Annotated in this window: 32 protein-coding genes; 10 read left to right on the forward strand and 22 right to left on the reverse strand. The window is 41.4% G+C overall.

Going from position 1 to position 22736, the window contains the following annotated elements; all coding sequences use genetic code 11:
- Positions 1-120: 120 nt before the first annotated feature.
- A complete protein-coding gene (msrA, locus tag BCU68_RS10240) occupies positions 121-747 on the forward strand; it encodes a peptide-methionine (S)-S-oxide reductase MsrA (RefSeq protein WP_102564670.1) in 627 nt (208 codons plus the stop codon).
- 27 nt (positions 748-774) lie between these two features.
- On the opposite strand, the gene BCU68_RS10245 is transcribed toward msrA, so the two are convergent.
- On the reverse strand, positions 775-972 hold the full coding sequence (locus BCU68_RS10245) for a DUF1107 family protein (RefSeq protein WP_102564671.1): 198 nt from the start codon (positions 970-972) through the stop codon (positions 775-777).
- A gap of 271 nt (positions 973-1243) precedes the next feature.
- On the opposite strand from BCU68_RS10245, the gene BCU68_RS10250 reads away from it, so the two are divergent.
- From BCU68_RS10250 to BCU68_RS10275, 6 genes are all read left to right on the forward strand, one after another.
- On the forward strand, positions 1244-1795 hold the full coding sequence (locus BCU68_RS10250) for a YtfJ family protein (RefSeq protein WP_102564672.1): 552 nt from the start codon (positions 1244-1246) through the stop codon (positions 1793-1795).
- 132 nt (positions 1796-1927) lie between these two features.
- Positions 1928-2578 carry a DUF2796 domain-containing protein gene (locus BCU68_RS10255; RefSeq protein ID WP_102564673.1) on the forward strand — a complete coding sequence of 217 codons (651 nt, stop codon included), beginning with the start codon at positions 1928-1930 and terminating at the stop codon, positions 2576-2578.
- Positions 2579-2687: 109 nt separating this feature from the next.
- The gene (locus BCU68_RS10260; protein ID WP_241901349.1) at positions 2688-3362 is read left to right on the forward strand and encodes an ABC transporter ATP-binding protein; all 675 of its coding nucleotides are present in this window, start codon (positions 2688-2690) and stop codon (positions 3360-3362) included.
- A complete protein-coding gene (locus tag BCU68_RS10265; protein ID WP_102564675.1) occupies positions 3359-4618 on the forward strand; it encodes an ABC transporter permease in 1260 nt (419 codons plus the stop codon). The genes BCU68_RS10260 and BCU68_RS10265 overlap by 4 nt, the downstream gene beginning before the upstream one ends.
- A 22-nt stretch (positions 4619-4640) precedes the next feature.
- Positions 4641-5138: a DUF3299 domain-containing protein gene (locus BCU68_RS10270; RefSeq protein WP_102564676.1), complete on the forward strand. Its 498-nt coding sequence runs from the start codon at positions 4641-4643 to the stop codon at positions 5136-5138.
- Between the two features lie 285 nt (positions 5139-5423).
- Positions 5424-6323 carry a TIGR03899 family protein gene (locus BCU68_RS10275; RefSeq protein ID WP_102564677.1) on the forward strand — a complete coding sequence of 300 codons (900 nt, stop codon included), beginning with the start codon at positions 5424-5426 and terminating at the stop codon, positions 6321-6323.
- Here the strand turns inward: BCU68_RS10275 and cysC are convergent.
- From cysC to cobA, 5 genes are read right to left on the reverse strand one after another with little or no spacing between them, the layout of a single operon-like run.
- Positions 6320-6937, reverse strand: a complete 618-nt coding sequence (gene cysC / locus BCU68_RS10280) for an adenylyl-sulfate kinase (RefSeq protein WP_102564678.1) — start codon at positions 6935-6937, stop codon at positions 6320-6322. The genes BCU68_RS10275 and cysC overlap by 4 nt on opposite strands.
- Before the next feature lie 22 nt (positions 6938-6959).
- Complete coding sequence (locus BCU68_RS10285) at positions 6960-8684, reverse strand: SLC13 family permease (RefSeq protein WP_102564679.1); 1725 nt, start codon at positions 8682-8684, stop codon at positions 6960-6962.
- A 24-nt stretch (positions 8685-8708) separates the two neighbouring features.
- On the reverse strand, positions 8709-10139 hold the full coding sequence (gene cysN, locus BCU68_RS10290; protein ID WP_102564680.1) for a sulfate adenylyltransferase subunit CysN: 1431 nt from the start codon (positions 10137-10139) through the stop codon (positions 8709-8711).
- Between the two features lie 9 nt (positions 10140-10148).
- Entirely contained in the window at positions 10149-11081 is a 933-nt protein-coding gene (gene cysD, locus BCU68_RS10295) for a sulfate adenylyltransferase subunit CysD (RefSeq protein WP_102564681.1), read from the reverse strand.
- Positions 11082-11133: 52 nt separating this feature from the next.
- Positions 11134-11994 (reverse strand): uroporphyrinogen-III C-methyltransferase, encoded by an 861-nt coding sequence (gene cobA, locus BCU68_RS10300; protein WP_102564682.1) that lies wholly within the window; start codon positions 11992-11994, stop codon positions 11134-11136.
- 284 nt (positions 11995-12278) lie between these two features.
- Here cobA and BCU68_RS10305 point away from each other — a divergent pair, with 284 nt between their 5' ends.
- Positions 12279-12728: a GNAT family N-acetyltransferase gene (locus BCU68_RS10305; protein ID WP_102564683.1), complete on the forward strand. Its 450-nt coding sequence runs from the start codon at positions 12279-12281 to the stop codon at positions 12726-12728.
- Positions 12729-12756: 28 nt separating this feature from the next.
- Here BCU68_RS10305 and BCU68_RS10310 read toward each other — a convergent pair whose 3' ends face one another.
- Positions 12757-13404, reverse strand: coding sequence for a LysM-like peptidoglycan-binding domain-containing protein (locus tag BCU68_RS10310; protein ID WP_102564684.1), 648 nt, complete (start codon positions 13402-13404; stop codon positions 12757-12759).
- A gap of 233 nt (positions 13405-13637) precedes the next feature.
- Here BCU68_RS10310 and BCU68_RS10315 point away from each other — a divergent pair, with 233 nt between their 5' ends.
- Positions 13638-14258, forward strand: a complete 621-nt coding sequence (locus tag BCU68_RS10315) for an FKBP-type peptidyl-prolyl cis-trans isomerase (RefSeq protein WP_102564685.1) — start codon at positions 13638-13640, stop codon at positions 14256-14258.
- A 105-nt stretch (positions 14259-14363) separates the two neighbouring features.
- A complete protein-coding gene (locus BCU68_RS10320) occupies positions 14364-14855 on the forward strand; it encodes a DUF2780 domain-containing protein (RefSeq protein WP_102564686.1) in 492 nt (163 codons plus the stop codon).
- A gap of 64 nt (positions 14856-14919) precedes the next feature.
- On the opposite strand, the gene rplQ is transcribed toward BCU68_RS10320, so the two are convergent.
- From rplQ to rplE, 15 genes are all read right to left on the reverse strand, one after another.
- On the reverse strand, positions 14920-15300 hold the full coding sequence (gene rplQ, locus BCU68_RS10325) for a 50S ribosomal protein L17 (protein ID WP_004729812.1): 381 nt from the start codon (positions 15298-15300) through the stop codon (positions 14920-14922).
- A 25-nt stretch (positions 15301-15325) separates the two neighbouring features.
- The gene (gene rpoA, locus BCU68_RS10330; protein WP_102564687.1) at positions 15326-16318 is read right to left on the reverse strand and encodes a DNA-directed RNA polymerase subunit alpha; all 993 of its coding nucleotides are present in this window, start codon (positions 16316-16318) and stop codon (positions 15326-15328) included.
- A 23-nt stretch (positions 16319-16341) separates the two neighbouring features.
- Positions 16342-16962 (reverse strand): 30S ribosomal protein S4, encoded by a 621-nt coding sequence (rpsD, locus tag BCU68_RS10335; protein ID WP_102564688.1) that lies wholly within the window; start codon positions 16960-16962, stop codon positions 16342-16344.
- Positions 16963-16989: 27 nt separating this feature from the next.
- Positions 16990-17379 (reverse strand): 30S ribosomal protein S11, encoded by a 390-nt coding sequence (gene rpsK, locus BCU68_RS10340; RefSeq protein ID WP_004738778.1) that lies wholly within the window; start codon positions 17377-17379, stop codon positions 16990-16992.
- 18 nt (positions 17380-17397) lie between these two features.
- Entirely contained in the window at positions 17398-17754 is a 357-nt protein-coding gene (gene rpsM, locus BCU68_RS10345; protein ID WP_102564689.1) for a 30S ribosomal protein S13, read from the reverse strand.
- A 149-nt stretch (positions 17755-17903) separates the two neighbouring features.
- Complete coding sequence (gene rpmJ / locus BCU68_RS10350) at positions 17904-18017, reverse strand: 50S ribosomal protein L36 (RefSeq protein ID WP_000868186.1); 114 nt, start codon at positions 18015-18017, stop codon at positions 17904-17906.
- Positions 18018-18044: 27 nt separating this feature from the next.
- Positions 18045-19379, reverse strand: coding sequence for a preprotein translocase subunit SecY (secY, locus tag BCU68_RS10355; protein ID WP_102564690.1), 1335 nt, complete (start codon positions 19377-19379; stop codon positions 18045-18047).
- Between the two features lie 21 nt (positions 19380-19400).
- Positions 19401-19835, reverse strand: a complete 435-nt coding sequence (gene rplO, locus BCU68_RS10360) for a 50S ribosomal protein L15 (protein WP_102564691.1) — start codon at positions 19833-19835, stop codon at positions 19401-19403.
- 5 nt (positions 19836-19840) lie between these two features.
- Entirely contained in the window at positions 19841-20020 is a 180-nt protein-coding gene (gene rpmD / locus BCU68_RS10365; RefSeq protein WP_102564692.1) for a 50S ribosomal protein L30, read from the reverse strand.
- Between the two features lie 5 nt (positions 20021-20025).
- Positions 20026-20526 (reverse strand): 30S ribosomal protein S5, encoded by a 501-nt coding sequence (gene rpsE, locus BCU68_RS10370; RefSeq protein WP_102564693.1) that lies wholly within the window; start codon positions 20524-20526, stop codon positions 20026-20028.
- Between the two features lie 14 nt (positions 20527-20540).
- Positions 20541-20894 carry a 50S ribosomal protein L18 gene (gene rplR, locus BCU68_RS10375; RefSeq protein WP_017051442.1) on the reverse strand — a complete coding sequence of 118 codons (354 nt, stop codon included), beginning with the start codon at positions 20892-20894 and terminating at the stop codon, positions 20541-20543.
- Between the two features lie 9 nt (positions 20895-20903).
- On the reverse strand, positions 20904-21437 hold the full coding sequence (gene rplF / locus BCU68_RS10380; RefSeq protein ID WP_102564694.1) for a 50S ribosomal protein L6: 534 nt from the start codon (positions 21435-21437) through the stop codon (positions 20904-20906).
- A 12-nt stretch (positions 21438-21449) separates the two neighbouring features.
- Positions 21450-21842 (reverse strand): 30S ribosomal protein S8, encoded by a 393-nt coding sequence (rpsH, locus tag BCU68_RS10385; protein WP_102564695.1) that lies wholly within the window; start codon positions 21840-21842, stop codon positions 21450-21452.
- Positions 21843-21871: 29 nt separating this feature from the next.
- Positions 21872-22177 (reverse strand): 30S ribosomal protein S14, encoded by a 306-nt coding sequence (gene rpsN, locus BCU68_RS10390; protein ID WP_102564696.1) that lies wholly within the window; start codon positions 22175-22177, stop codon positions 21872-21874.
- A gap of 17 nt (positions 22178-22194) precedes the next feature.
- Positions 22195-22734 (reverse strand): 50S ribosomal protein L5, encoded by a 540-nt coding sequence (gene rplE / locus BCU68_RS10395; RefSeq protein ID WP_017051438.1) that lies wholly within the window; start codon positions 22732-22734, stop codon positions 22195-22197.
- Positions 22735-22736: the final 2 nt, after the last annotated feature.

Below are 22736 nucleotides of genomic sequence, written 5' to 3' on the forward strand. Positions count from 1 at the left end.
AGGAAGTTAACAAATTAATATAAATAATAACGCTAAATCACCATTAAGTCTGCATTACCTCTATTGTTATTCGAGCAATATATGCAGAAGTGTTGTTCACGCTGATTGAGGAACGTTAAAATGACTAATAAAAATGTTATTGTTAGTGAAGAGCAAGCGCTTGCTGGGCGCTCATTACCTATTCATATCACTGCACCGCATTTTGTTAATCAAAGTGATTTGAACGCACAACCCACGCCAGAACAGCAACAGATCTTAGTCGGTATGGGCTGCTTTTGGGGAGCTGAGCGCTTATTCTGGCCACTTGATGGAGTGATATCAACGAGCGTTGGCTACGCTGGTGGCTTTACGAAAAACCCAAACTATGAAGAGGTTTGTAGTGGTCATACTGGGCATGCGGAAGTGGTCAGAATTATCTTTGATCCCATGCGAATCTCACTTAGATCACTGCTAGAGCTATTTTGGCAGCGTCATGATCCAACCCAAGGTATGCGTCAAGGCAATGATCTTGGTACACAATATCGATCGGTCATATACACTTACAATTCTGAACAGATGGACATTGCACAGCAAACGAAACAAGATTATCAGCAAGCTTTAGATATAAAAGAAAAGGACGTGATCACAACACAAATAGAAGAAGCGACCACGTACTATTTTGCAGAAGATTATCATCAACAATATTTAGCCAAAAATCCTACTGGGTATTGCGGATTAGGCGGTACAGGCGTCTGTTTTCTACCCTAATATTTTTATGTTACAGCCTTATATAGATTAGAATGTCGCTTCTATTTGGCCGTTAACCTCTTTATAAATAATAAGCTTCTGCTTATCAGAAATTTCTGGCAGGAGCACTTTACCTTGATCAAATTGAAATTGACCAACGCCTTCAATTGAAAACTGACCTTTGAATAAGATCTTAACAAAGCGCGCCACTTGATGTGGTCGATAAGTCGAAAAATTACGTAGCATATTATACCTCAATATCCATTTGTGGTTCCTTGTCATCTTAATTGAAACTTATTACGAGAAAACGCTAAATAAAGTTCAATAAAAGATCATCTGCTTTCTATCAGATTCCATTGACAGAATTAGCACCAAACGACAGGCGCTAACAAACATGCAACATTATACGCGCTAGCGAACATGCTGCAATCGCTATTTATCGATTCGTCTATTTCTTCATTATTCCTACTATTGTGTTTTATACTCGTTAAGCTAACTCACTAATGGAATAATAAAAATGACAAATAAAGCACTTCTCACTGCTCTTCTCGCATGTACTCCAATGCTCTCATCAGCTCACAATCTAACTCTTGGCCAAACTACGCCACCTGTCACTATTTCTGATCAAGGTGAAATCATGGTGCAAGAAAAAAAAGTAAGCTATCAAGAATGGAGCAATACCCAGATGCTTGGCAAAGTTCGTGTCATTCAAGCAATTGCTGGCCGTAGTGGCGCAAAAAAAATGAACGCTGAATTAATGACGGCAATAACAGCAGCAAACTTTTCAGCAGAAGATTATCAAACAACAACAGTCATCAACCAAGACGATGCAGTTTGGGGCACTGGCTCATTTGTAAAGTCTTCAGCTCAAGATAGCAAAAAAGAGTTCCCATGGTCCTCTATGGTGCTCGATAAAACTGGCTTATTAGCATCAACTTGGGATCTACAACCAGAAAGCTCGGCTATTATAGTACAAGATAAACAAGGTAAGGTATTGTTTATTAAAGAGGGTGCTCTCTCAGAAAGTGAGATAAATAGTGTATTAGAGTTAATCCACACCAATCTATGATGTACGACTTTATAAATAATTAATCATTATTAAGAATTTACTATTTATTAGTTTGTAATCAGATGTACATAGGGTACTGTTATGTTATAACAATACCCTTTTTATTATCCATTATAAACTCAGGCACACATAGTGACATACACTACAAAACTATCAGCTCTTGCTTGTTTATTAACGGCTTCTTTTAGCCATGCAGAATACCGAGATCATGCAGCTCATGTTCATGGCTTAGTTGAATTTAATATTGCTCAGGATGGCTCTGACTTATTAGTCGAGATCACTGCACCAGGTGCTGATGTCGTGGGTTTTGAGCATGCACCAAAAACGGATGCAGAAAAAGAAGCCATCTCAAAAGTAACGGCTAAATTATTGTTAGCAAATAACCTTTTTACTTTATCTGCTCCTGCTAACTGCACACTAACACATAAAACTGTCGTTAATACCTTAGAAAGTGGCGAACACAAGCATTGTGATCACGAAGATCATAATCATGATGAACACAAACATCACGATCATGATGAACACGATCATGACGAACATAAACATCACGATCATGACGGACACGAACATCACGATCATGACGAACACGAACATGCTGCTCACGGTGAATTTACTATCGAGTACCAATACACTTGTGAAGATATGAGCAAACTAACCAGCATTGATACACAATGGTTTAAGCACTTCACAACAACAGAAAAGGTTAGTGTCAATTTACTAACTGACACACAACAAAGCGCTGTAGAATTAACGTCGAGTAGTACTATCGTCAATATAAAGTAATATTATTTACGCCATTATTTTTACAAGAACACTCACTCGTTTATCGAAAACGAGTGGGTGAATTTAGGACTTCGTCATGACTGACTTAAATGCGCTTCCCATCATTACGATGCATAACGTTGATTTCAGCTGGAAACCAGAAATACCTCCAATTCTTAGCATCAAAGAACTCTCGATTAAAAAGGGAGAACACCTCTTTATTAAAGGCCCAAGTGGGTGTGGTAAATCCACCTTACTCGGCTTGCTGACCGGAATAAATCAAGCAGGTAGTGGTGAAATAACAATATTAGGGCAGCCACTAAATAAACTAAAGCCAAGCCAAAGAGATAGTTTTAGATCCAATCATATTGGTTATATCTTCCAACAATTTAACTTACTACCTTACCTTTCTGTTATTGAGAATGTTGTTCTCCCTTGTCAGTTTTCCAAATACCGCAATGACAAGGTCTCAGGTAGTTTGCATCAAATGGCTGAACAATTATTACTCCGCTTACATCTGCCAGCAGACGCTTTACATAAACCGGTTGTTGAGTTGAGTATTGGTCAGCAACAACGCGTCGCTGCAGCCCGAGCTTTAATTGGTGAGCCTGAAGTCATTATTGCCGATGAACCAACCTCTGCTCTAGATCATGATAACCGCACTGCTTTTATTGAGTTACTCATGGAACAAGCTAATCATGCTAACTCTACATTAATTTTTGTTAGTCACGATCCAACGTTAGAACCTCTTTTTGAGCGTTCAATTAACCTTGAGCAGCTCAACACAGCAGACTTTTCCTCATGAATACAACATTAAATTTAGCTTTAAAAAGTGTCGCTAACCGCAAAGCCACCGCATTACTTACAGTATTAACTGTGGCTATTTCTGTCATTCTACTGCTTGGCGTCGAACGAATCCGTACTCAAGCTAAAAGTAGCTTTGCCAACACAATCTCAGGGACCGACTTAATTGTTGGTGGCCGTTCAGGGCAAGTAAACCTCTTACTCTATTCTGTGTTTAGAATCGGTAACGCGACGAATAACATCGACTGGAAAAGTTTTGAAGAATTTAGTGAGCACCGATCTGTAAAATGGGCAATACCAATATCACTGGGTGACTCACATAAAGGTTTCCGTGTTATGGGGACAAATCACAGCTATTTTGAACACTTTAAGTATGGCAGTAAGCAAGCGCTAACTTTATCTGAAGGTGTTGAATTTGATTACCTTTTTGAAACTGTTATTGGTTCAGATGTTGCTAGAACATTAGACTATAAAATTGGTGATGAAATTACTTTAGCTCATGGGATCAGTGATGTTGCGTTTAGCCGTCATGATAACCTTCCTTTTAAGGTTGTCGGTATTTTAAGCCCGACAGGCACCCCTGTAGATAAAACCGTCCACGTATCTTTAGAGGCAATTGAAGCAATCCATGTGGGTTGGGAGTCAGGGGCTAACCTCGGTCATACACCAACAAAAGAGCAATTAGAACAGCTACAATTTGAGCCTAAACAGATAACCGCTTTCATGTTAGGTCTGAATTCTAAAATTCAAACCTTTGCTCTACAGCGACAAATTAATACTTATCGTTCAGAGCCACTCAGTGCGATCCTTCCTGGCATTGCGCTACATGAGCTTTGGGGCATGATGTCAGTGGCAGAGCAAGCATTAATCGCCGTGTCTGGTTTCGTTGTTATCGCTGGTCTATTAGGAATGCTAAGTAGCCTCTTAACCAGTTTACAAGAGCGTCGACGAGAAATGGCTATTTTACGAGCGATGGGGGCAAGACCTCGTCATATTTTCACTTTACTCATCTTTGAAGCTAGTGCCCTGACTTTTATCGGTATTTTATTTGGTACTATTGGCTTGTATGGTTTACTTGCTATTGCCGCACCAATCATTCAGCATACCTACGGGATAACCCTTGGCTTAACTGGTATTAGTGCACATGAATGGATGCTATTGGGACTAGTTCAATTAGCTGGGGTCATTATTGGCTTCGTGCCAGCCTTTAGAGCTTACCGACAATCCCTCAGTGATGGTATGACCATACGTATTTAGTGCACTCTTAAAATGGTATAACATGAAAAAAATAATAGTAATGCTCATTTGTATGATGAGTTTTAGTTCCACAGTATGGGCAAGTGATGACAACACAACATTAACGCTTAACTGGTTAGACTTAATCCCAGAAAATGAACGCAATCAGTTTGATCCTATGGGGATGCCAACCATTGATCACGACAGTGATAATATAGTTCAGTCAAAAGTCGGCAGTGTAAGACAAGAGCTAAATGGCAGTATGGTCAAAATTCCAGGCTTTGTTATCCCATTAGAAGGGGATGAAAATGTGGTGACTGAATTTTTATTAGTACCTTATTTTGGAGCTTGTATTCATGTTCCGCCGCCGCCACCTAACCAAATTATCTATGTGAAATTTGAAAAAGGAGCGCCGATTCAGGAGCTTTGGGATGTAATATACCTAACTGGTACGCTTTCAACTGCACCTACAAGCCATGAACTTGCAGAAACTGGGTACTTAATAGAGGGCTTAGAAATCACCCCTTATGATGATATGTAACTCTGTTTATTAAAAAATAAATCTTGATAAATAAGTTAATGTCGCTAAATAGATAAACAGTAACAAAGTTGCCTTCACTGGCAGCTTTGTTATTTTCTTTTTTAAATCACGCAACGTCGTTCCCTCGCCTTCTCTTTGTTTACATTTACCTAACAAAATTAGCAGATAATAGTTACATTAGGTAGATCTTTTTCCTTTCTGTCTCGAATTTGTGACTTTAATTTCCTCTTTAGACCTTGTACATTAAATACGTTTTCATATTTCACATGGTAAATGGTAACGAGCATGGCTGATAAACAACCGGTAATCATTGAGCTATCAACAAGTAACAAAAAAGAGAAGCAAGAAAAGAAAAGTTATATAAAAGATAGCGCAACGCAAATGATCAATATCGCGCAAGCATTTGGCTTGGATGCTACGTTACAGCCATCATCCCCCCTAAGTGATAAGACGCTATTAGAAAGGGCGATATGGAGAGATAGAAAACAGCGTGAACAACAACAAAATAATCTAGAAAATGTCATGCAACTTGCTCATTCTAGCTGTAGCGATGAAGCAGCAGGTGAACCCGATCCTGATTGGTTGCACCGATTTTTTAATATGGCTCAAGATATCTATAACCCTTCTATGCAAAGACTCTGGGCGCAAGTATTAAAAAAAGAAGTGACGAACCCAGGTTCAACTTCAATGAAAGCGTTAAATACCTTAAAAGAGATGAGCCCTAAAGAAGCACAGAACCTACAAAGAGCCGCCTCTCTTGCTTGTAGTTTTGGTAGCGATCACAGCCGAAAACTATTACTCGGCTTTAAAACTGCCAATGGGTTATTTAGTTTTACCAAAAGAGATACGGACTCAACAATCAATTTAGGGCAATTCAAACTGCCTTACTCTAGCCTATTACTGCTAGTTGAATTAGGCATTATCCTCCGCACGGAGCTGGAGTCTGGAGATATAGAACTTGAACCCGCTTTACCTTTGATATACCAAGGTAAAACACTTACTATTAAACCGCATAATAAAGGTATAAAGCTGATCTATTATCGCTTCAGTCCAACAGGAAATGAGCTGTGTAATTTATTGGGTAACAAGCCAAACTCGGCTTATTATGACCAATTAACGACGTTACTCGCACAAAAGTTCACCCTGCAAACTGAAATCAAAAGTACGGTCGATCATATCGCTTAACTGATAACGCCTCTTTTCTTAAGCTCATCAATACACTGAGAGACAAGATCAGAAAGCGCACTATCACCTGCTTTAAGATCTATTTCAGCATCTAGCGGAGCCTCATAAACAGAATCTATCCCTGTGAAATTATTGATTTCCCCAGCTCGAGCTTTTTTATACAGACCCTTTGGATCTCGTCGCTCACATATCTCAAGGGGTACATTAACAAATACCTCTAAGAACTCATCATTACCCACCAGATCTCTCACCATTTGGCGCTCTGAACGATGAGGAGAGATAAAAGCGGAAAGTACGATCAAACCAGCATCTAGCATCAGTTTTGCTAACTCCCCTATTCGACGAATATTTTCTTTACGGTCAAGCTCAGAAAAACCAAGATCACGACATAATCCATGTCGAACATTATCACCATCTAATAAATAAGTATGGAAACCAAGTTCAGCAAGCCTGCACTCTAGAGCACCTGCAACCGTTGATTTTCCAGCGCCCGATAAGCCAGTAAACCATAATATAACAGGCTTCTGATGCTTTAGGTTGGCTCGAAAATCTTGATCTATACTGTGTTGATGCCAAACGATATTTTCATCATTATTAACAGGTGAAGTGCTCATATATAATCCTTGTTGGTAAGTACTAGAAAGGGAAAAAATAAGGGATCAAGCTCAAAACTAGCACTGAATACACGATTGAAATGGGGATACCTATACGTAAGTAATCCTTCATTTTATAGTTACCCACGCTATAAACTAATAAATTGGTTTGGTAGCCGTAAGGAGAAACAAAGCTCGCACTCGCACCAAAAAGAACCGCCATAATAAAAGGCATAGGATCAACGCCATACCCTACTGACATACTGTAACCAATAGGAAAAGCGAGGGCAGCGGCAGCATTGTTAGTGATCAATTCAGTCAAAATTAAAGTCATTAAGTAAGTCGCAACTAATGCACCAAATACTCCCCACCCATTAAAAGCTTGCATAAACATGTCACCCATTCTGATCGATAACCCCGATGACAACATTAACTGGGCAATAGAAAGCGCAGATCCAACAATAACAACAATATCGACAGGGAAACGACGGCGAAGATCACCTAATTGAATGACACTAAAAGCCAGTAGCAGTAATAAGTATCCCGCTAGTCCTTTAATCATCGGTAGTATATCAAGCAATGACAAACCAATAACCGCGATAAAACCAATCATAACCATCATTGATTTTTGAGCATCGAGCTTGGCACTAGAATCAAGATCATGGATTTGCAAAAATTCTCGTTGGTGTGCTTTTTTTTCCGCTTCAAAACGCTTACCAGGAACAAGCACCAGAATATCCCCAGCCATTAACTGAATATTACCAAGTCCTCCCTCTAAGCGTTCATGACCACGACGAATAGCGACAACAACAGCGTCAAAGCGGTCTCTAAAGTGGCTAGTTTTTAATGTGTTATTGCAGAAGCTAGCCGATGAACTCACTACAACTTCAACAAAACCTTGCCCATTTAAATGATGTTGACCAAATAAGGTTAAACCTTGTATTTCTTGTAATGTCGCTACACTTTCAAGATCGCCACAAAACAATAATCGATCTTTGGCTTGTAATATAAAGTCAGGTTCGACGGATATAATTCGCTGATCATTACGGATCACTTCCGCTAAAAATAATTTTCTTAATGCTCGTAAATTATTCTCACTAACACTACGTGCAACTAAAGGCGATCCTGGCTCTACTCTTGCTTCTAAAAAGTAGGGCAAGTCATCTTTATCCTGCTCTTCATACGTTGGTAAAAAATAACTCAGTGGGATCAAAATGATCCCACCACCAATCAGAACGCATAGTCCTATGGTTGTTGGTGCGAAGAAACCTAAACTAGGCAAACCGACATCTTCAACAAAGCTATTAATAATTAGATTCGTTGAGGTACCAATCAAGGTGAGTGTGCCACCAAGAATAGCAGCATAAGATAAAGGAATAAGTAGCTTAGAAGGTGCATGTGTCTGGTTACGTTTTATTGCACTAATAAGGGAAACAACGACTGCTGTATTATTCGTAAATGACGATAAAAATGCAGTAGATACCCCTAATTTAGCGACAACGAAAGCGAGGTTTCCTGCAGAGATACTGCGGCTAACCCAACTGATCAAGCGGGTTTTTTCTAACGCTGCCGACGATAAAATCAATAAAATTAGTGTTAATAAGGAAGAGTTAGTGAAGTTAGCAGCCAAGCTAGACATTTCGATCATACCTGCCATAAAGCTAATAAAAGCGGCACCGGCAAAAATATAACTAGGCTTGATACGTGTTGCTAATAGGCAGGTAATAATGCCTAATAAAAGCGCTAACACAAATCCTTGTTCCCACATAACACTTCCTTAATTGAGAGTAGTCTAGCGTTTTAATAGCAGACTTAAATCTTTCGCATCCCAATGAGGGAAATGCTTGCGAATAAGAGTATTTAGTTCAACTTCAAAAGCCGAAAACTCCCCCTTAATAGGTGCTTGCTCTGTCAACCCTTGACGAATTAATCCAGCGCCAACAGTGACATTAGAAAGTCGATCAATAATGATAAACCCACCTGTGTCAGGCGAATCTAAATACTTATCTACCGCAATAGCTTCATTAAGCGACCATTCACATAAACCAATACCATTAAGAGGCAGCTCTGTTACCTCAAATGTTTCTAGCTGATTAATGTCATATTGGTGACGAATAGTGTCAATTTGACCGGTGGTTTTCTTACCTGCAATTTTAATATCATAAGGGCGATTTAGGGTTAGTGGCTGCTCTGTCATCCATACTACATCGGCTAATATATGGTGGGTTAATTCAACATTAGCACGCTCTAGAACGATCAAATCTCCTCGGCTGATATCAATTTCATCTTCTAAGGTTAACGTCACGGCTTGACCAGATTGTGCAGTGGGTAAGTCACCATCAAAAGTAACAATACGTGCAACTTTAGAGCTTTTTCCTGATGGTAACGCTTTGATGGTATCGCCTACATTAACTGTGCCCGATGCTACCGTGCCAGAAAAGCCTCTAAAATCTAGGTTTGGTCGATTAACATACTGGACAGGGAAACGAAAATCACCACTATTACGCCCTTCGTCGATATCTACATTCTCTAATAAATCGAGTAATGAAGGACCTTGATACCATGGCATTTTAACGCTCGGTGCAGCAACATTATCTCCTTCAAGCGCTGATAAAGGCAGAATTTGAATATTAGTATGACCTCGTAAGTTCTCTGAAAAAGTTAGATACTCTTCACGAATTTCGTTAAAACGCTGTTGTGAATAATCAACAAGATCCATTTTATTAACAGCAACAACAAAGTTTTTTAGCCCTAATAAATTTGAGATAAAAGAGTGACGACGAGTTTGATCCAATACACCTTTACGCGCATCAATTAAGATCACGGCAAGATCACAAGTAGATGCTCCCGTTGCCATATTACGCGTGTATTGTTCATGCCCTGGTGTATCAGCAATAATGAACTTACGCTTTTGGGTAGAGAAGTAGCGGTAAGCCACATCAATGGTAATACCTTGCTCTCGCTCTGCCTGTAAACCATCGACTAGCAAAGCAAGATCTGGTTTTTCTCCCGTAGTGCCAACACGCTGACTATCTGAATGAACAGCCGCTAATTGGTCTTCATAAATTTGTTTTGTATCATGGAGTAATCGCCCTATTAAGGTACTTTTTCCATCATCAACAGAACCACAGGTTAAAAAACGTAGTAATGATTTATGTTGGTGCTGACTAAGGTAGCCTTCTATACCAAGCTCTGCTAACTCTGCTTCAATTACACTATTCATTTTCTATCCTTAGAAGTAGCCTTGTCGTTTTTTCATTTCCATTGATCCTGACTGATCATGATCAATGGCTCGCCCTTGTCGCTCACTTGAGGTGGCGACCAACATTTCTTCAATAATTTCGGTTAAGGTTTTAGCATTTGATTCCACTGCGCCAGTTAGCGGATAACAACCTAGAGTTCGAAAGCGGACACTTTTTTGCTCAACCGTTTCTTCTTTTCCGATTTTCATACGCTCATCATCTACCATGATAAGCATGCCATCTCGCTCAACAACAGGACGTGTATCTGCTAGATAAAGAGGAACAATTTCGATATTTTCTAGATAGATATATTGCCAAATATCGAGCTCTGTCCAATTGGACAATGGAAATACTCGAATACTTTCACCTTTATTGACTTGCCCGTTATAGGTTTTCCACAATTCAGGTCGCTGGCTCTTTGGATCCCACGTATGATTTTTATCGCGGAATGAATAAACTCGTTCTTTAGCTCGAGATTTTTCTTCGTCACGACGTGCGCCACCAAAAGCAGCATCGAAGCCATAATGGTTAAGGGCTTGTTTAAGACCTTGAGTTTTCATAATATCGGTATGTTTTGATGAGCCATGATCGAAAGGGTTAATCCCCATCTCTAATCCTTCTGGATTTTTATGAACGAGTAATTCAAAACCATACTTAGCTGCTGTTTTATCTCTAAAATCAATCATTTCACGAAACTTCCAATCCGTATCAACATGTAACAGTGGGAATGGAATCTTTCCTGGGTAGAAAGCTTTACGAGCGAGATGCAACATAACAGAGGAATCTTTGCCTATTGAATACATCATCACTGGGTTATCAAATTCAGCGGCAACTTCACGAATAATATGAATACTTTCCGCTTCCAATTGCTGTAAATGAGTTAAACGTTGTTGGTCCATTTGTTTACTTCCTTTATGGCTCATTATTAGGAGCTCTTTGCAGATATCTCATTATCTATTTATCTATACTGGTGGATTAAGCGTATTTTATTGCGGATTCAGTAGCGCTATTTGGCATAAACCAGTCTAACTTTTCCGCTAAATTAACCACTTCTCCAACGACGATAAGTGAAGGTGCCTCTGCATATTCTGCCAATTCAGCTAATTGCGTTAACTGCCCTTTAAATACTTGCTGACATGATTGAGTACCACGCTCAATAATAGCGATTGGTGTTGTCGCACTACGACCATGCTCTATCAATTGTTGTTGGATATAGCTGGATTTCATTAGTCCCATGTAAATAACTAAGGTTTGGTTACCACGAGCCAATGTCGACCAATCCATCTGATCGCTATCCGCTTTTAAATGTCCGGTAATAAACATTGCCGATTGAGCATAATCACGATGAGTCAGTGGGATACCAGCATAAGCAGTTGCTCCTGCTGCTGCAGTAATACCAGGGACTACCTGAAAGCGAATGCCAGCTTCAAATAAAACCTCAAGTTCCTCACCACCACGACCAAATATAAATGGATCACCACCTTTGATGCGCACCACCTTATGACCTTGCTGAGCAAAGTCGATGAGTAGTTGGTTGGTTTTATTTTGAGGAACACTATGCTTACCAGCGCGCTTGCCTACACAAACTAAAATGGTGTCGTTGGGTATGAGTGCCATAATTTCATCAGAAACTAAATAATCATAAAGAACGACATCAGCTTGCTGTAAAAAATTTAACGCTTTGATGGTGAGTAGCTCAGGATCACCAGGACCAGATCCAACCAAAGCGACCTCTCCAGCCTGTAACAAGCTACGCTGATAAGTCGGTTTTGCTGCAGTGGAAACCAGGTGAGGTTTCGTTGCCTTAGGTGGTGAGAATGAATGAGAAGCGGCCATCAGTGCTGTCCTTTGCTTAATTGATAAACCTAGTATGGCCTTTTCTGCATATGACCTGAAATTCTAAAATTTCATTTTTTATTCGAAAAACTGATAAGTAGCTTAAAAATACTGGTATACAAACAAGATATAAGCATCAGAGCAAGCTAAGAAATCAGAGTAAAAGATGCTTAACTATCGTTACTCATAATGATTTAGATGATAGGTATTAATAGGTTACTTGAAATAAGACTTTGTTAAAATTCATGTGATAATATGAGCTTTTAACAAATTAGAGAATCGACATGTTAACTTGGCAATGCCACCTTTTTGATGAACTTTCCGCAGCACAACTCTATCAATTAATGAAATTACGAGTTGATGTCTTTGTTGTTGAGCAAAATTGCCCTTATCCAGAATTGGATAATAATGATATTCAAAATGATGTTTACCACTTAATTGGTAAATATAATGAAGAGATTGTCGCTTACGCTAGACTTCTACCGGCAGGGCTCACTTACCCCCATGTCAGTATCGGGCGCGTTGTTACTAAGAAAAGTGTGCGAGGAGGCAAGTTAGGTCACCAACTACTAGAGCAAGCTATCACTAAATGCCAATCATCTTGGCCTGATTGTACTATTGATATTGGCGCTCAAGAGCACCTTGTTGCTTTCTATCAACAACATGGATTTGAAGCAATCTCTAGTCTATACCTAGAAGATGGCATCCCACACATTGATATGCGTAGAATTTAACGAATAACATCGCTATCAGAGAAAGTTATTATTTACTACGCCCAAAACCACCATCAGATAAACGGAAGAACATCACTGAAGTTCCTTTTTTCTCTAATTGAAGAATATCTAGCTTACCATCCGTTGCTAATTTAAAACGGATCAGTTGACCTGCTTTTATTTGGCTTAAAGGCTGATCATTACCTTCAATTTTAACCAAAGCATTTAAGTCTGGCATAGATAGCTTATTTGTTCTGAAAACTTTCGATAAGGTGTCCCCTTTTTTAACGGTATATTCTAGCCACTGATCGACCTCAGCTACCGGTTGATCCGAACTATTATTACCACTGATATTTTGGATGTTATTACTACCCGTTTGCAGAGAGGTAACCTGCTGCTGACTTAAACCCTGCGTATTAATATCAATACCAACGCGTGTATTTGGTTGCGTCGAAAACTTCGGCTCTGAAGGTGAAGGAAAGACAAGCAGAAGCATAACAAGAGGCGTCAATACCGTGAGCCCACGACGATGCAGCTTAGGTAAAGTATACCAAAGCTGCTTCACGTCCATGATTCGACTGACTAAAGTATTACCGATATCAGATACATTTAGTTGGCTAAAATCCAGCGATTGTATTTTTTGCTTTAAGGCAGCAAATGGACTAACTTGTGTTTTTTTCTTATGGCGACGATTCATATCAATTATCTTCCTGCACACTTTCTAATAGTATAAAAAGCTATCGCCTTAGAGTATAGATAAATTGTTCTCTTTACTTTAGTAATGACGAAACGATAACAATTTGTTCTTTTACAATCAGAGTCTGCTCACAAGCTGTTAGATTTTCTTGATGATTATGCACTGGACGTTTCTTCCTTACGCCATTACTGGTATTCTTTACTTTTGTTTTTATCAAATAAAGAGTGACATTCATGTCTGAAGTAAAATTAGAAACAGTAGAACAAAAAGCAAGCTACGGTATTGGTCTACAAATGGGTCAACAACTTGCTGGTAGTGGCTTAGAAGGTCTTAATGTTGATGCTATCGCTAAAGGCATCGCTACTGCACTAACTGGTGACATGCCAGAAATCGAAGTTGATGAGATCAACAATGCATTACAAGATCTTCACACTCGTGCTGAATCTGCACGCGCTGAAGCAGCAAAAGCAGCTGCTGCAGACGGTGAAGTTTTCCTAACAGACAACGCTCTTCGTTCAGAAGTAACGGTTCTTGAGTCTGGTCTACAATACGAAATCCTAACTGAAGGTACTGGTGAAATCCCAACTTCAGATAAGCAAGTTCGTGTTCATTACCACGGTGAGCTAACAGACGGTACTGTATTTGACAGCTCTGTTTCTCGTGGTCAACCAGCTGAATTCCCAGTAACTGGCGTAATCCAAGGTTGGGTACAAGCTCTTCAACTTATGCCTGTTGGTTCTAAGTGGAAACTATACATCCCACAAGATCTTGCATACGGTGAGCGTGGCGCTGGCGCTGCAATCCCACCATTTGCAGCTCTTGTATTTGAAGTTGAGCTTCTAGCTATTCTATAATTTTCATTAATTTATAGATAAATATAATAAAAAACGACGCCTTAGTGGCGTCGTTTTTTTGTTGGTCTACATTTAAAGAAGGATGTCATAACAAAAGGAAAAAAAATGAAGTCTCGCCTAATTCCATTAGCTCTAATCACTCTCTTAGCAAGCCAATCAAGCTATGCTTTTTTTGGTCTATTCGGCTCAGATGATGAAGAAGAAAGTACACCTGATGTGTCACAACTAATGACCTCTGTCATGGGAGAAAGCGAAGCATCTCCACTATCATCTTTATTAACTGATCAACTTTCTGTTTCAACTGAACAAGCAACAGGTGGGGTCGGCGCTCTGCTATCTTTAGCAAGTAGTAGCCTATCTGGCAGCGAAAGTAGTGAACTTTCTTCACTCATTCCAGGGATGGATAGTCTAACAGGAGGTAGTGCTGGAGGATTAATGTCAATGATAAGCAGTATGGATACTGTAAATCAAACATTTGAAACACTAGGATTAGACTCTAGTATGGTTAGTCAATTTGCTCCAGTCATCTTAAGCTATTTGACAGAACAAGGGGCAAGTAGCGGTCTACTAAGTTCACTAACCAGTCTTTGGCAATAAGTTTCATTTTCTATAGATACAAAAAAGCCGAGCTTATGCTCGGCTTTTTATTTTATCGAACTGATTACTCAGCAGCTTCTTCAGCAGCTGGGCGATCTACAAGCTCAATGTATGCCATTGGAGCTTTATCACCAGTACGGAAACCACATTTAAGAATGCGAGTGTAACCGCCTTGGCGTGCCGCGAAACGCGGACCAAGTTCGTTAAACAGTTTTGCCACAACTTCGTTATCACGAGTGCGAGCAAATGCAAGACGACGGTTAGCAACACTGTCTGTCTTAGCTAGGGTAATCAAAGGCTCAATTACGCGACGTAGTTCTTTTGCTTTTGGCACGGTAGTTTTAATAACTTCGTGACGAACAAGAGAGCTAGCCATGTTGCTGAACATCGCTTTACGATGACTGCTGTTGCGGTTGAGTTGACGACCACTTTTACGATGGCGCATGACCTAATCCTTCTAACTTTTTCGATTAATCTTCAGCGATAGACGCTGGTGGCCAGTTTTCTAGGCGCATGCCCAGAGAAAGACCACGTGAAGCAAGTACGTCTTTAATCTCTGTAAGAGACTTCTTACCAAGGTTTGGCGTTTTAAGTAGCTCAACCTCTGTACGCTGTACAAGATCACCGATGTAGTGAATCGCTTCTGCTTTCAAACAGTTAGCAGAGCGAACTGTTAGTTCAAGATCGTCTACAGGACGTAGGAGGATTGGATCGAATTCCGGCTTCTCTTCCTTCTCCTCAGGAACACGTACATCACGAAGATCTACGAATGCATCCAGCTGTTCAGCTAAAATAGTAGCTGCACGACGGATAGCTTCCTCAGGTTCAAGAGTACCGTTCGTTTCCATATCGATAACAAGCTTGTCTAAATCAGTACGTTGCTCTACACGTGCTGCTTCAACAGCATAGGCGATTTTATCGACTGGGCTGTATGTAGCATCAACAAGTAGACGACCGATTGGACGCTCATCTTCTTCAGTATGGATACGAGCTGAAGCTGGAACGTAACCACGACCACGTTCAACTTTGATACGCATAGCGATCTCAGCGTTATCATCTGTAAGATGACAAATTACGTGATCAGGGTTAGCGATCTCTACATCACCATCGTGGGTGATGTCACCTGCAACAACAGGGCCCGAGCCTGATTTGTTAAGCGTAATAAACACTTCATCTTTGCCTTCGGCAACGTGTACAGCTAAACCTTTAAGGTTTAAAAGGATTTCAAGAATATCTTCTTGAACGCCTTCTTTTGTACTGTACTCGTGTAATACGCCTTCAATCTCTACTTCTGTTACGGCACAACCCGGCATAGAAGATAGAAGAATACGGCGAAGTGCATTACCTAGAGTATGACCAAAGCCACGCTCTAATGGCTCAAGAGTTACTTTTGCGTGTGTCGAGTTTATCTGTTCGATATCAACAAGACGTGGCTTAAGAAATTCTGTTACAGAACCCTGCATTGTGTCCTCTCTTTAGTTTAACCTTACTTAGAGTAAAGTTCGACGATCAAGTGTTCGTTGATATCAGCAGATAGGTCAGAACGCTCAGGCATACGCTTGAATGTACCTTCCATTTTGCCGCCATCTACTTCAATCCAAGTTGGTTTTTCACGTTGTTCTGCAACTTCTAGAGCCGCTTTAATGCGAGATTGCTGTTTAGCTTTCTCACGGATAGAAACAACGTCATTAGCCGTTACTTTGAAAGAAGGAACGTTAACTACCTTGCCGTTAACTAGGATAGCTTTGTGGCTAACTAGTTGACGAGATTCAGCACGAGTAGCGCCAAAGCCCATACGGTAAACTACGTTATCAAGACGACCTTCAAGAAGCTGAAGTAGGTTTGCACCTGTGTTGCCTTTAAGACGCGCAGCTTCTTTGTAGTAGTTACGGAATTGTTTTTCTAAAACGCCGTAGATACGACGAACTTTTTGCTTCTCACGAAGCTGAACACCGTACTCAGATAGACGACCGCGACGAGCGCCGTGTACACCTGGTGCGTTATCAATTTTACACTTGGTATCAATCGCACGTACACCAGACTTAAGGAATAAGTCTGTGCCTTCGCGACGGCTAAGCTTAAGCTTAGGACCCAAATATCTTGCCATGATTCTTCTCCAATATTCCTAGAAACGTTATACGCGGCGTTTCTTAGGTGGACGACAACCGTTATGAGGGATAGGAGTCGCATCTACAATGTTAGTAATACGGAAACCAGCGGCGTTTAGTGCGCGAACAGTAGATTCACGACCTGGACCAGGACCCTTAACCATAACTTCCAAGTTCTTTAGGCCATATTCTTTAGCCATTTCACCACAACGCTCAGCTGCAACTTGTGCTGCGAACGGAGTAGATTTACGAGAACCACGGAAACCAGAACCACCTGCAGTAGCCCAAGCTAGTGCGTTACCTTGACGGTCAGTGATGGTTACGATAGTGTTGTTAAAAGAAGCATGAATGTGCGCTACGCCATCAGCTACTTGCTTGCGAACGCGTTTACGTGCGCGAGTTGGTTGTTTTGCCATTGTACTATATCCTTCCGATTATTTCTTGATCGGCTTACGCGGACCCTTGCGGGTGCGAGCGTTGGTTTTAGTACGCTGTCCACGTAGTGGTAGACTGCGACGATGACGAAGACCGCGGTAACAGCCAAGGTCCATAAGACGCTTGATGTTCATCGATACTTCACGACGTAGATCACCTTCTACAGTGTACTTAGCTACACCATCACGCAGTTGATCGATCTGCTCTTCAGTTAGTTCACTGATCTTAACATTTTCAGCAATACCCACTTCAGCTAAAATAGCTTGAGAACGGGTCTTACCGATGCCGAAGATTGCAGTTAATGCAATTACAGCATGTTTATGATCAGGAATGTTAATGCCTGCTATACGGGCCACTATTCACTCCTAGAGTACTTTAATAAAGAATTATCCGCAGCAAAGCCCGTCGAGGATACGCTGCGGCATACTACTTCTTTTGCACGCAAAAGGTAGGCGAAGGACTATACTCTGCCTACCTTTATATTTCAAGTAAAAATTTCTGCTAATTAGCCTTGGCGCTGTTTGTGCTTTGGCTCGCTGCAAATTACTCGCACAACACCGTTGCGCTTGATAACTTTACAGTTACGACAGATTTTTTTAACGGAAGCACGAACTTTCATTGCTAAACTCCGTAAATGGAACTGAAATTAACGGCCGTAGCCTTTCAGATTCGCTTTTTTCAACACAGAATCATACTGTTGTGACATCAGATGAGTCTGTACCTGTGCCATAAAGTCCATGATGACAACAACTACGATTAGTAGTGATGTACCGCCGAAGTAGAAACGTACGTTCCACGCGACCATCATAAACTCGGGAATCAGACAGATAAAGGTAATATATAGAGCACCCGCTAGGGTTAGTCTCGTCATTACTTTATCTATGTATCTCGCTGTCTGCTCACCTGGGCGGATGCCGGGTACGAAAGCACCTGACTTCTTCAAATTATCTGCTGTTTCACGTGGGTTAAACACCAACGCTGTATAAAAGAAACAGAAGAAAATAATTGCAGCTGCATAAAGCATAACATACAACGGTTGACCCGGACTAAGAGCTAAAGACACATCAGTTAACCAACCGAATGCGCTGCTCTCACCATTTTGACCAAACCATTGTGCTAAAGTTCCTGGGAACAAAATAATGCTTGATGCAAAAATCGCTGGTATTACACCTGCCATATTAATTTTAAGTGGCAAGTGAGAACTTTGCGCTGCAAAAACTTTACGACCTTGTTGACGCTTTGCATAGTTAACGACGATACGACGTTGACCACGCTCCATGAAAACTACGAAGTAAATAACAGCGAAAGATAATACAGCAATTAACAATAGAAGAAGTACGTGCAATTCACCTTGACGCGCTTGCTCAATTGTTTGACCGATTGCCGATGGCAATCCAGCAACAATACCTGCAAAAATAAGTATCGAAATACCATTACCAATTCCGCGCTCTGTAATTTGTTCACCTAACCACATTAAGAACATGGTACCAGTTACTAAACTCACGGTAGCAATAAGCGTAAACATGGTTTGGTTGATAACAACCAGATTACTGACCATGTTTGGTAAGCCTGTTGCAATACCAATAGCTTGGAATGTTGCAAGTACAAGCGTGCCGTAGCGTGTATATTGGCTTATCTTACGACGGCCTGCTTCACCCTCTTTCTTGAGTTCCGCTAACGCTGGATGAACTACAGTTAGCAATTGGACAACAATAGAAGCCGAAATATACGGCATGATGCCCAATGCTAATATAGATGCACGCTCAAGAGCACCACCGGAGAACATGTTAAACATTTCTACGATGGTACCTTTTTGCTGTTCGAACAAATCGGCAAGTACAGCAGCGTCAATACCAGGAATCGGCACAAAAGAGCCGGCTCGGAATATTAAAAGCGCACCAATTACGAATAATAAGCGCGACTTTAGTTCACTTAAGCCGCTCTGAGCACTACGAAAATCTTGTCCTGGTTTCTTAGCCATCCTGTACCTCGTTCCTCGAGATTATTCCTCGATTTTTCCGCCTGCAGTTTCGATTGCAGCTTTAGCGCCTTTAGACACGCGTAGACCTTTAACAGTCACAGCTTTGCCAATTTCACCAGAAAGAACAATCTTAACAAATTCGATGTTCTTAGTGATTACGTTAGCAGCTTTAAGGCTGTTAAGATCAACTACGTCACCTGTTACTTTCGCTAGCTCCGCTAGACGAACTTCAGCAGTCACTAGGCTCTTACGAGAAGTGAAACCGAATTTAGGTAGACGTTGTTTTAGAGGCATTTGACCGCCTTCAAAACCTGGACGAACAGAGCCGCCAGAACGTGACTTTTGGCCTTTATGACCGCGGCCTGCTGTTTTACCAAGGCCTGAACCGATACCACGGCCTACGCGCTTCTTAGAAGGCTTAGAACCTGCAGCCGGCGATAGAGTATTCAAACGCATTCTGATTACTCCTCTACTTTAACCATGTAGTAAACCTTGTTGATCATACCGCGTGTACACGGTGTATCTTCAAGTTCTACTGTGTGGTTGATACGACGAAGACCTAGACCACGCAAAGTAGCTTTATGCTTAGGTAGGCGACCAATTGAGCTCTTAGTTTGTGTTACTTTAATAGTATTAGCCATGGTTCTTACTCCGAAATTGATTCAACAGTTAGACCACGTTTAGCTGCTACCATTTCTGGTGACTTAACGTCTACTAGACCAGCAACAGTTGCGCGAACAACGTTGATTGGGTTAGTTGAACCGTAAGCTTTAGCTAATACGTTATGTACACCAACAACTTCAAGTACTGCACGCATCGCACCACCGGCGATGATACCTGTACCTTCAGCAGCTGGCTGCATGTAAACTTTAGAACCCGAATGACGACCTTTCACCGCGTGGTGTAGAGTGCCTTCGTTAAGCGCGATCGTAAACATGTTACGACGTGCTTTTTCCATTGCTTTTTGAATCGCAGCTGGTACTTCACGGGCTTTACCGTAACCGAAACCAACACGACCGTTACCGTCACCAACTACTGTTAGTGCAGTGAAGCTCATGATTCGACCGCCTTTAACCGTTTTAGAAACACGGTTAACAGCGATCAGTTTTTCTTGCAAATCACTAGCTTGTTGTTGTTCTTTAGCCATCTTCCAACCCTACCTTAGAATTTCAGACCAGCTTCGCGAGCAGAATCTGCTAGCGCCGCTACTCGACCGTGGTATTGGAAACCAGAACGATCGAAAGCAACATTTGAAATGCCTTTTTCGATAGCGCGCTCAGCAATAGCTTTACCTACAGCTTTAGCAGCGTCTACGTTACCAGTATTCTTAACTTGCTCACGGATCGCTTTTTCTACGGTAGAAGCGGCAGCGATAACCTCAGAGCCATTTGATGCAATAACCTGAGCGTACACGTGACGAGGAGTACGGTGTACTACAAGGCGTGTAGCGCCAAGTTCTGCAATCTTACGACGCGCACGTGTAGCACGACGGATGCGAGATGCTTTCTTATCCATAGTGTTACCTTACTTCTTCTTAGCTTCTTTAGTACGCACATTTTCATCTGCGTAACGAACACCTTTGCCTTTATAAGGCTCAGGCTCACGGTAAGAACGAATGTCAGCCGCAACTTGACCTACTACTTGCTTATCGCAACCAGTAATAACGATCTCAGTTTGGCTTGGGCATTCAGCTTTAACACCTTCTGGTAGAGCGTGCTCTACTGGGTGTGAGAAGCCTAGAGTTAGAGCTACAGAGTTGCCTTTCATAGCAGCACGGTAACCTACACCCTTAAGTACAAGCTTCTTAGTAAAGCCTTGAGTAACACCAACAACCATGTTGTTCACTAGTGCACGAGCAGTACCTGCTTGTGCCCACGCTTTAGCAAAGCCTTCACGTGGTGCGAATGTTAGGTTGTTATCTTCCTGTGAAATTACTACAGCGTTGTTTAGAACGCGAGTTAGTTCACCTTTACCACCTTTGATGGTAATTTCCTGGCCGTTTAGTTTCACCTCTACGCCGGCAGGAATTGCAACAGGTGCTTTAGCAACACGAGACATATCCTACTCCTATTAAGCTACGTAGCAGATGATTTCACCACCAAGACCTGCTTTGCGAGCAGCACGGTCAGACATCAGACCCTTGGAAGTGGACACTACAGCAATACCCAGACCACCCATCACAGAAGGCAGTGCGTCTTTTTTCTTATAGACGCGCAGACCTGGACGTGATACACGTTGGATTTGCTCGATTACAGGTTTAGCTTGGAAGTACTTAAGTGTAACTTCTAGCTCTGGTTTTGCTCCGCTTTCTACAGCGAAGTCTGCGATGTAACCTTCAGCTTTAAGTAATGCAGCAATTGCAACTTTAAGCTTTGAAGAAGGCATTTTCACAGCAACTTTATTTGCTGATTGACCGTTACGAACTCGGGTCAGCATATCCGAAATCGGATCTTGCATGCTCATAAGATTTACTCCAAATGATTAAGTGGCAATTACCAGCTAGCCTTACGAAGACCCGGAATCTCGCCTTTCATGCAAGCTTCACGAACCTTAATACGGCTTAGACCGAACTTACGTAGGTAACCGTGTGGACGACCAGTTTGGTTGCAACGGTTGCGCTGACGAGATGCACTTGAATCACGTGGAAGAGCTTGCAATTTAAGCACTGCGTTCCAACGGTCTTCTTCTGATGCGTTAGCATCGCTAATGATAACTTTTAGCGCTGAACGCTTTACAGCGAACTTTGCTACTAGTTTTGCACGTTTAGCTTCACGTGCTTTCATTGATTGTTTAGCCATAACAGTAACCCTTCACCTTACTTACGGAATGGGAAGTTAAAGGCAGCCAGCAGAGCTCGGCCTTCCTCATCGGAACCAGCAGTCGTCGTGATAGTGATATCAAGACCGCGGACACGATCGACTTTATCGTAGTCGATTTCCGGAAAGATGATTTGCTCGCGAACGCCCATGCTGTAGTTACCGCGTCCGTCAAAAGACTTAGCGCTAACACCACGGAAATCACGTACACGTGGAAGTGCGATAGAGATTAAACGCTCTAAAAATTCCCACATGCGCTCACCACGCAAGGTTACTTTACAACCAATTGGGTAGCCTTCACGAATTTTGAAACCAGCTACAGATTTACGCGCTTTCGTGATAAGAGGCTTTTGACCAGAGATCGTTGCCATATCAGATGCTGCGTTTTCTAGCAGTTTCTTATCGTTGATTGCTTCACCAACGCCCATGTTTAGGGTGATTTTATCAATCCTAGGGACTTGCATGACGCTTGTGTAGCTGAACTCTTTGGTAAGTTCAGCGACTACAGACGACTTGTAGTAATCATGCAGTTTCGCCATAG

Origin of the sequence: Vibrio sp. 10N.286.49.B3 (assembly GCF_002873395.1) — a bacterium.
Lineage (GTDB): Bacteria > Pseudomonadota > Gammaproteobacteria > Enterobacterales > Vibrionaceae > Vibrio.

Bases quoted from the DNA above. Each gene is read 5' to 3' on its own strand.
- msrA (WP_102564670.1), top strand. From the start codon at position 121: ATGACTAATAAAAATGTTATTGTTAGTGAAGAGCAAGCGCTTGCTGGG.
- BCU68_RS10245 (WP_102564671.1), bottom strand. From the start codon at position 972: ATGCTACGTAATTTTTCGACTTATCGACCACATCAAGTGGCGCGCTTT.
- BCU68_RS10250 (WP_102564672.1), top strand. From the start codon at position 1,244: ATGACAAATAAAGCACTTCTCACTGCTCTTCTCGCATGTACTCCAATG.
- BCU68_RS10260 (WP_241901349.1), top strand. From the start codon at position 2,688: ATGCATAACGTTGATTTCAGCTGGAAACCAGAAATACCTCCAATTCTT.
- BCU68_RS10265 (WP_102564675.1), top strand. From the start codon at position 3,359: ATGAATACAACATTAAATTTAGCTTTAAAAAGTGTCGCTAACCGCAAA.
- BCU68_RS10270 (WP_102564676.1), top strand. From the start codon at position 4,641: ATGAAAAAAATAATAGTAATGCTCATTTGTATGATGAGTTTTAGTTCC.
- BCU68_RS10275 (WP_102564677.1), top strand. From the start codon at position 5,424: ATGGCTGATAAACAACCGGTAATCATTGAGCTATCAACAAGTAACAAA.
- cysC (WP_102564678.1), bottom strand. From the start codon at position 6,937: ATGAGCACTTCACCTGTTAATAATGATGAAAATATCGTTTGGCATCAA.
- BCU68_RS10285 (WP_102564679.1), bottom strand. From the start codon at position 8,684: ATGTGGGAACAAGGATTTGTGTTAGCGCTTTTATTAGGCATTATTACC.
- cysN (WP_102564680.1), bottom strand. From the start codon at position 10,139: ATGAATAGTGTAATTGAAGCAGAGTTAGCAGAGCTTGGTATAGAAGGC.
- cysD (WP_102564681.1), bottom strand. From the start codon at position 11,081: ATGAGCCATAAAGGAAGTAAACAAATGGACCAACAACGTTTAACTCAT.
- cobA (WP_102564682.1), bottom strand. From the start codon at position 11,994: ATGGCCGCTTCTCATTCATTCTCACCACCTAAGGCAACGAAACCTCAC.
- BCU68_RS10305 (WP_102564683.1), top strand. From the start codon at position 12,279: ATGTTAACTTGGCAATGCCACCTTTTTGATGAACTTTCCGCAGCACAA.
- BCU68_RS10310 (WP_102564684.1), bottom strand. From the start codon at position 13,404: ATGAATCGTCGCCATAAGAAAAAAACACAAGTTAGTCCATTTGCTGCC.
- BCU68_RS10315 (WP_102564685.1), top strand. From the start codon at position 13,638: ATGTCTGAAGTAAAATTAGAAACAGTAGAACAAAAAGCAAGCTACGGT.
- BCU68_RS10320 (WP_102564686.1), top strand. From the start codon at position 14,364: ATGAAGTCTCGCCTAATTCCATTAGCTCTAATCACTCTCTTAGCAAGC.
- rplQ (WP_004729812.1), bottom strand. From the start codon at position 15,300: ATGCGCCATCGTAAAAGTGGTCGTCAACTCAACCGCAACAGCAGTCAT.
- rpoA (WP_102564687.1), bottom strand. From the start codon at position 16,318: ATGCAGGGTTCTGTAACAGAATTTCTTAAGCCACGTCTTGTTGATATC.
- rpsD (WP_102564688.1), bottom strand. From the start codon at position 16,962: ATGGCAAGATATTTGGGTCCTAAGCTTAAGCTTAGCCGTCGCGAAGGC.
- rpsK (WP_004738778.1), bottom strand. From the start codon at position 17,379: ATGGCAAAACAACCAACTCGCGCACGTAAACGCGTTCGCAAGCAAGTA.
- rpmJ (WP_000868186.1), bottom strand. From the start codon at position 18,017: ATGAAAGTTCGTGCTTCCGTTAAAAAAATCTGTCGTAACTGTAAAGTT.
- secY (WP_102564690.1), bottom strand. From the start codon at position 19,379: ATGGCTAAGAAACCAGGACAAGATTTTCGTAGTGCTCAGAGCGGCTTA.
- rplO (WP_102564691.1), bottom strand. From the start codon at position 19,835: ATGCGTTTGAATACTCTATCGCCGGCTGCAGGTTCTAAGCCTTCTAAG.
- rpmD (WP_102564692.1), bottom strand. From the start codon at position 20,020: ATGGCTAATACTATTAAAGTAACACAAACTAAGAGCTCAATTGGTCGC.
- rpsE (WP_102564693.1), bottom strand. From the start codon at position 20,526: ATGGCTAAAGAACAACAACAAGCTAGTGATTTGCAAGAAAAACTGATC.
- rplR (WP_017051442.1), bottom strand. From the start codon at position 20,894: ATGGATAAGAAAGCATCTCGCATCCGTCGTGCTACACGTGCGCGTCGT.
- rplF (WP_102564694.1), bottom strand. From the start codon at position 21,437: ATGTCTCGTGTTGCTAAAGCACCTGTTGCAATTCCTGCCGGCGTAGAG.
- rpsH (WP_102564695.1), bottom strand. From the start codon at position 21,842: ATGAGCATGCAAGATCCGATTTCGGATATGCTGACCCGAGTTCGTAAC.
- rpsN (WP_102564696.1), bottom strand. From the start codon at position 22,177: ATGGCTAAACAATCAATGAAAGCACGTGAAGCTAAACGTGCAAAACTA.
- rplE (WP_017051438.1), bottom strand. From the start codon at position 22,734: ATGGCGAAACTGCATGATTACTACAAGTCGTCTGTAGTCGCTGAACTT.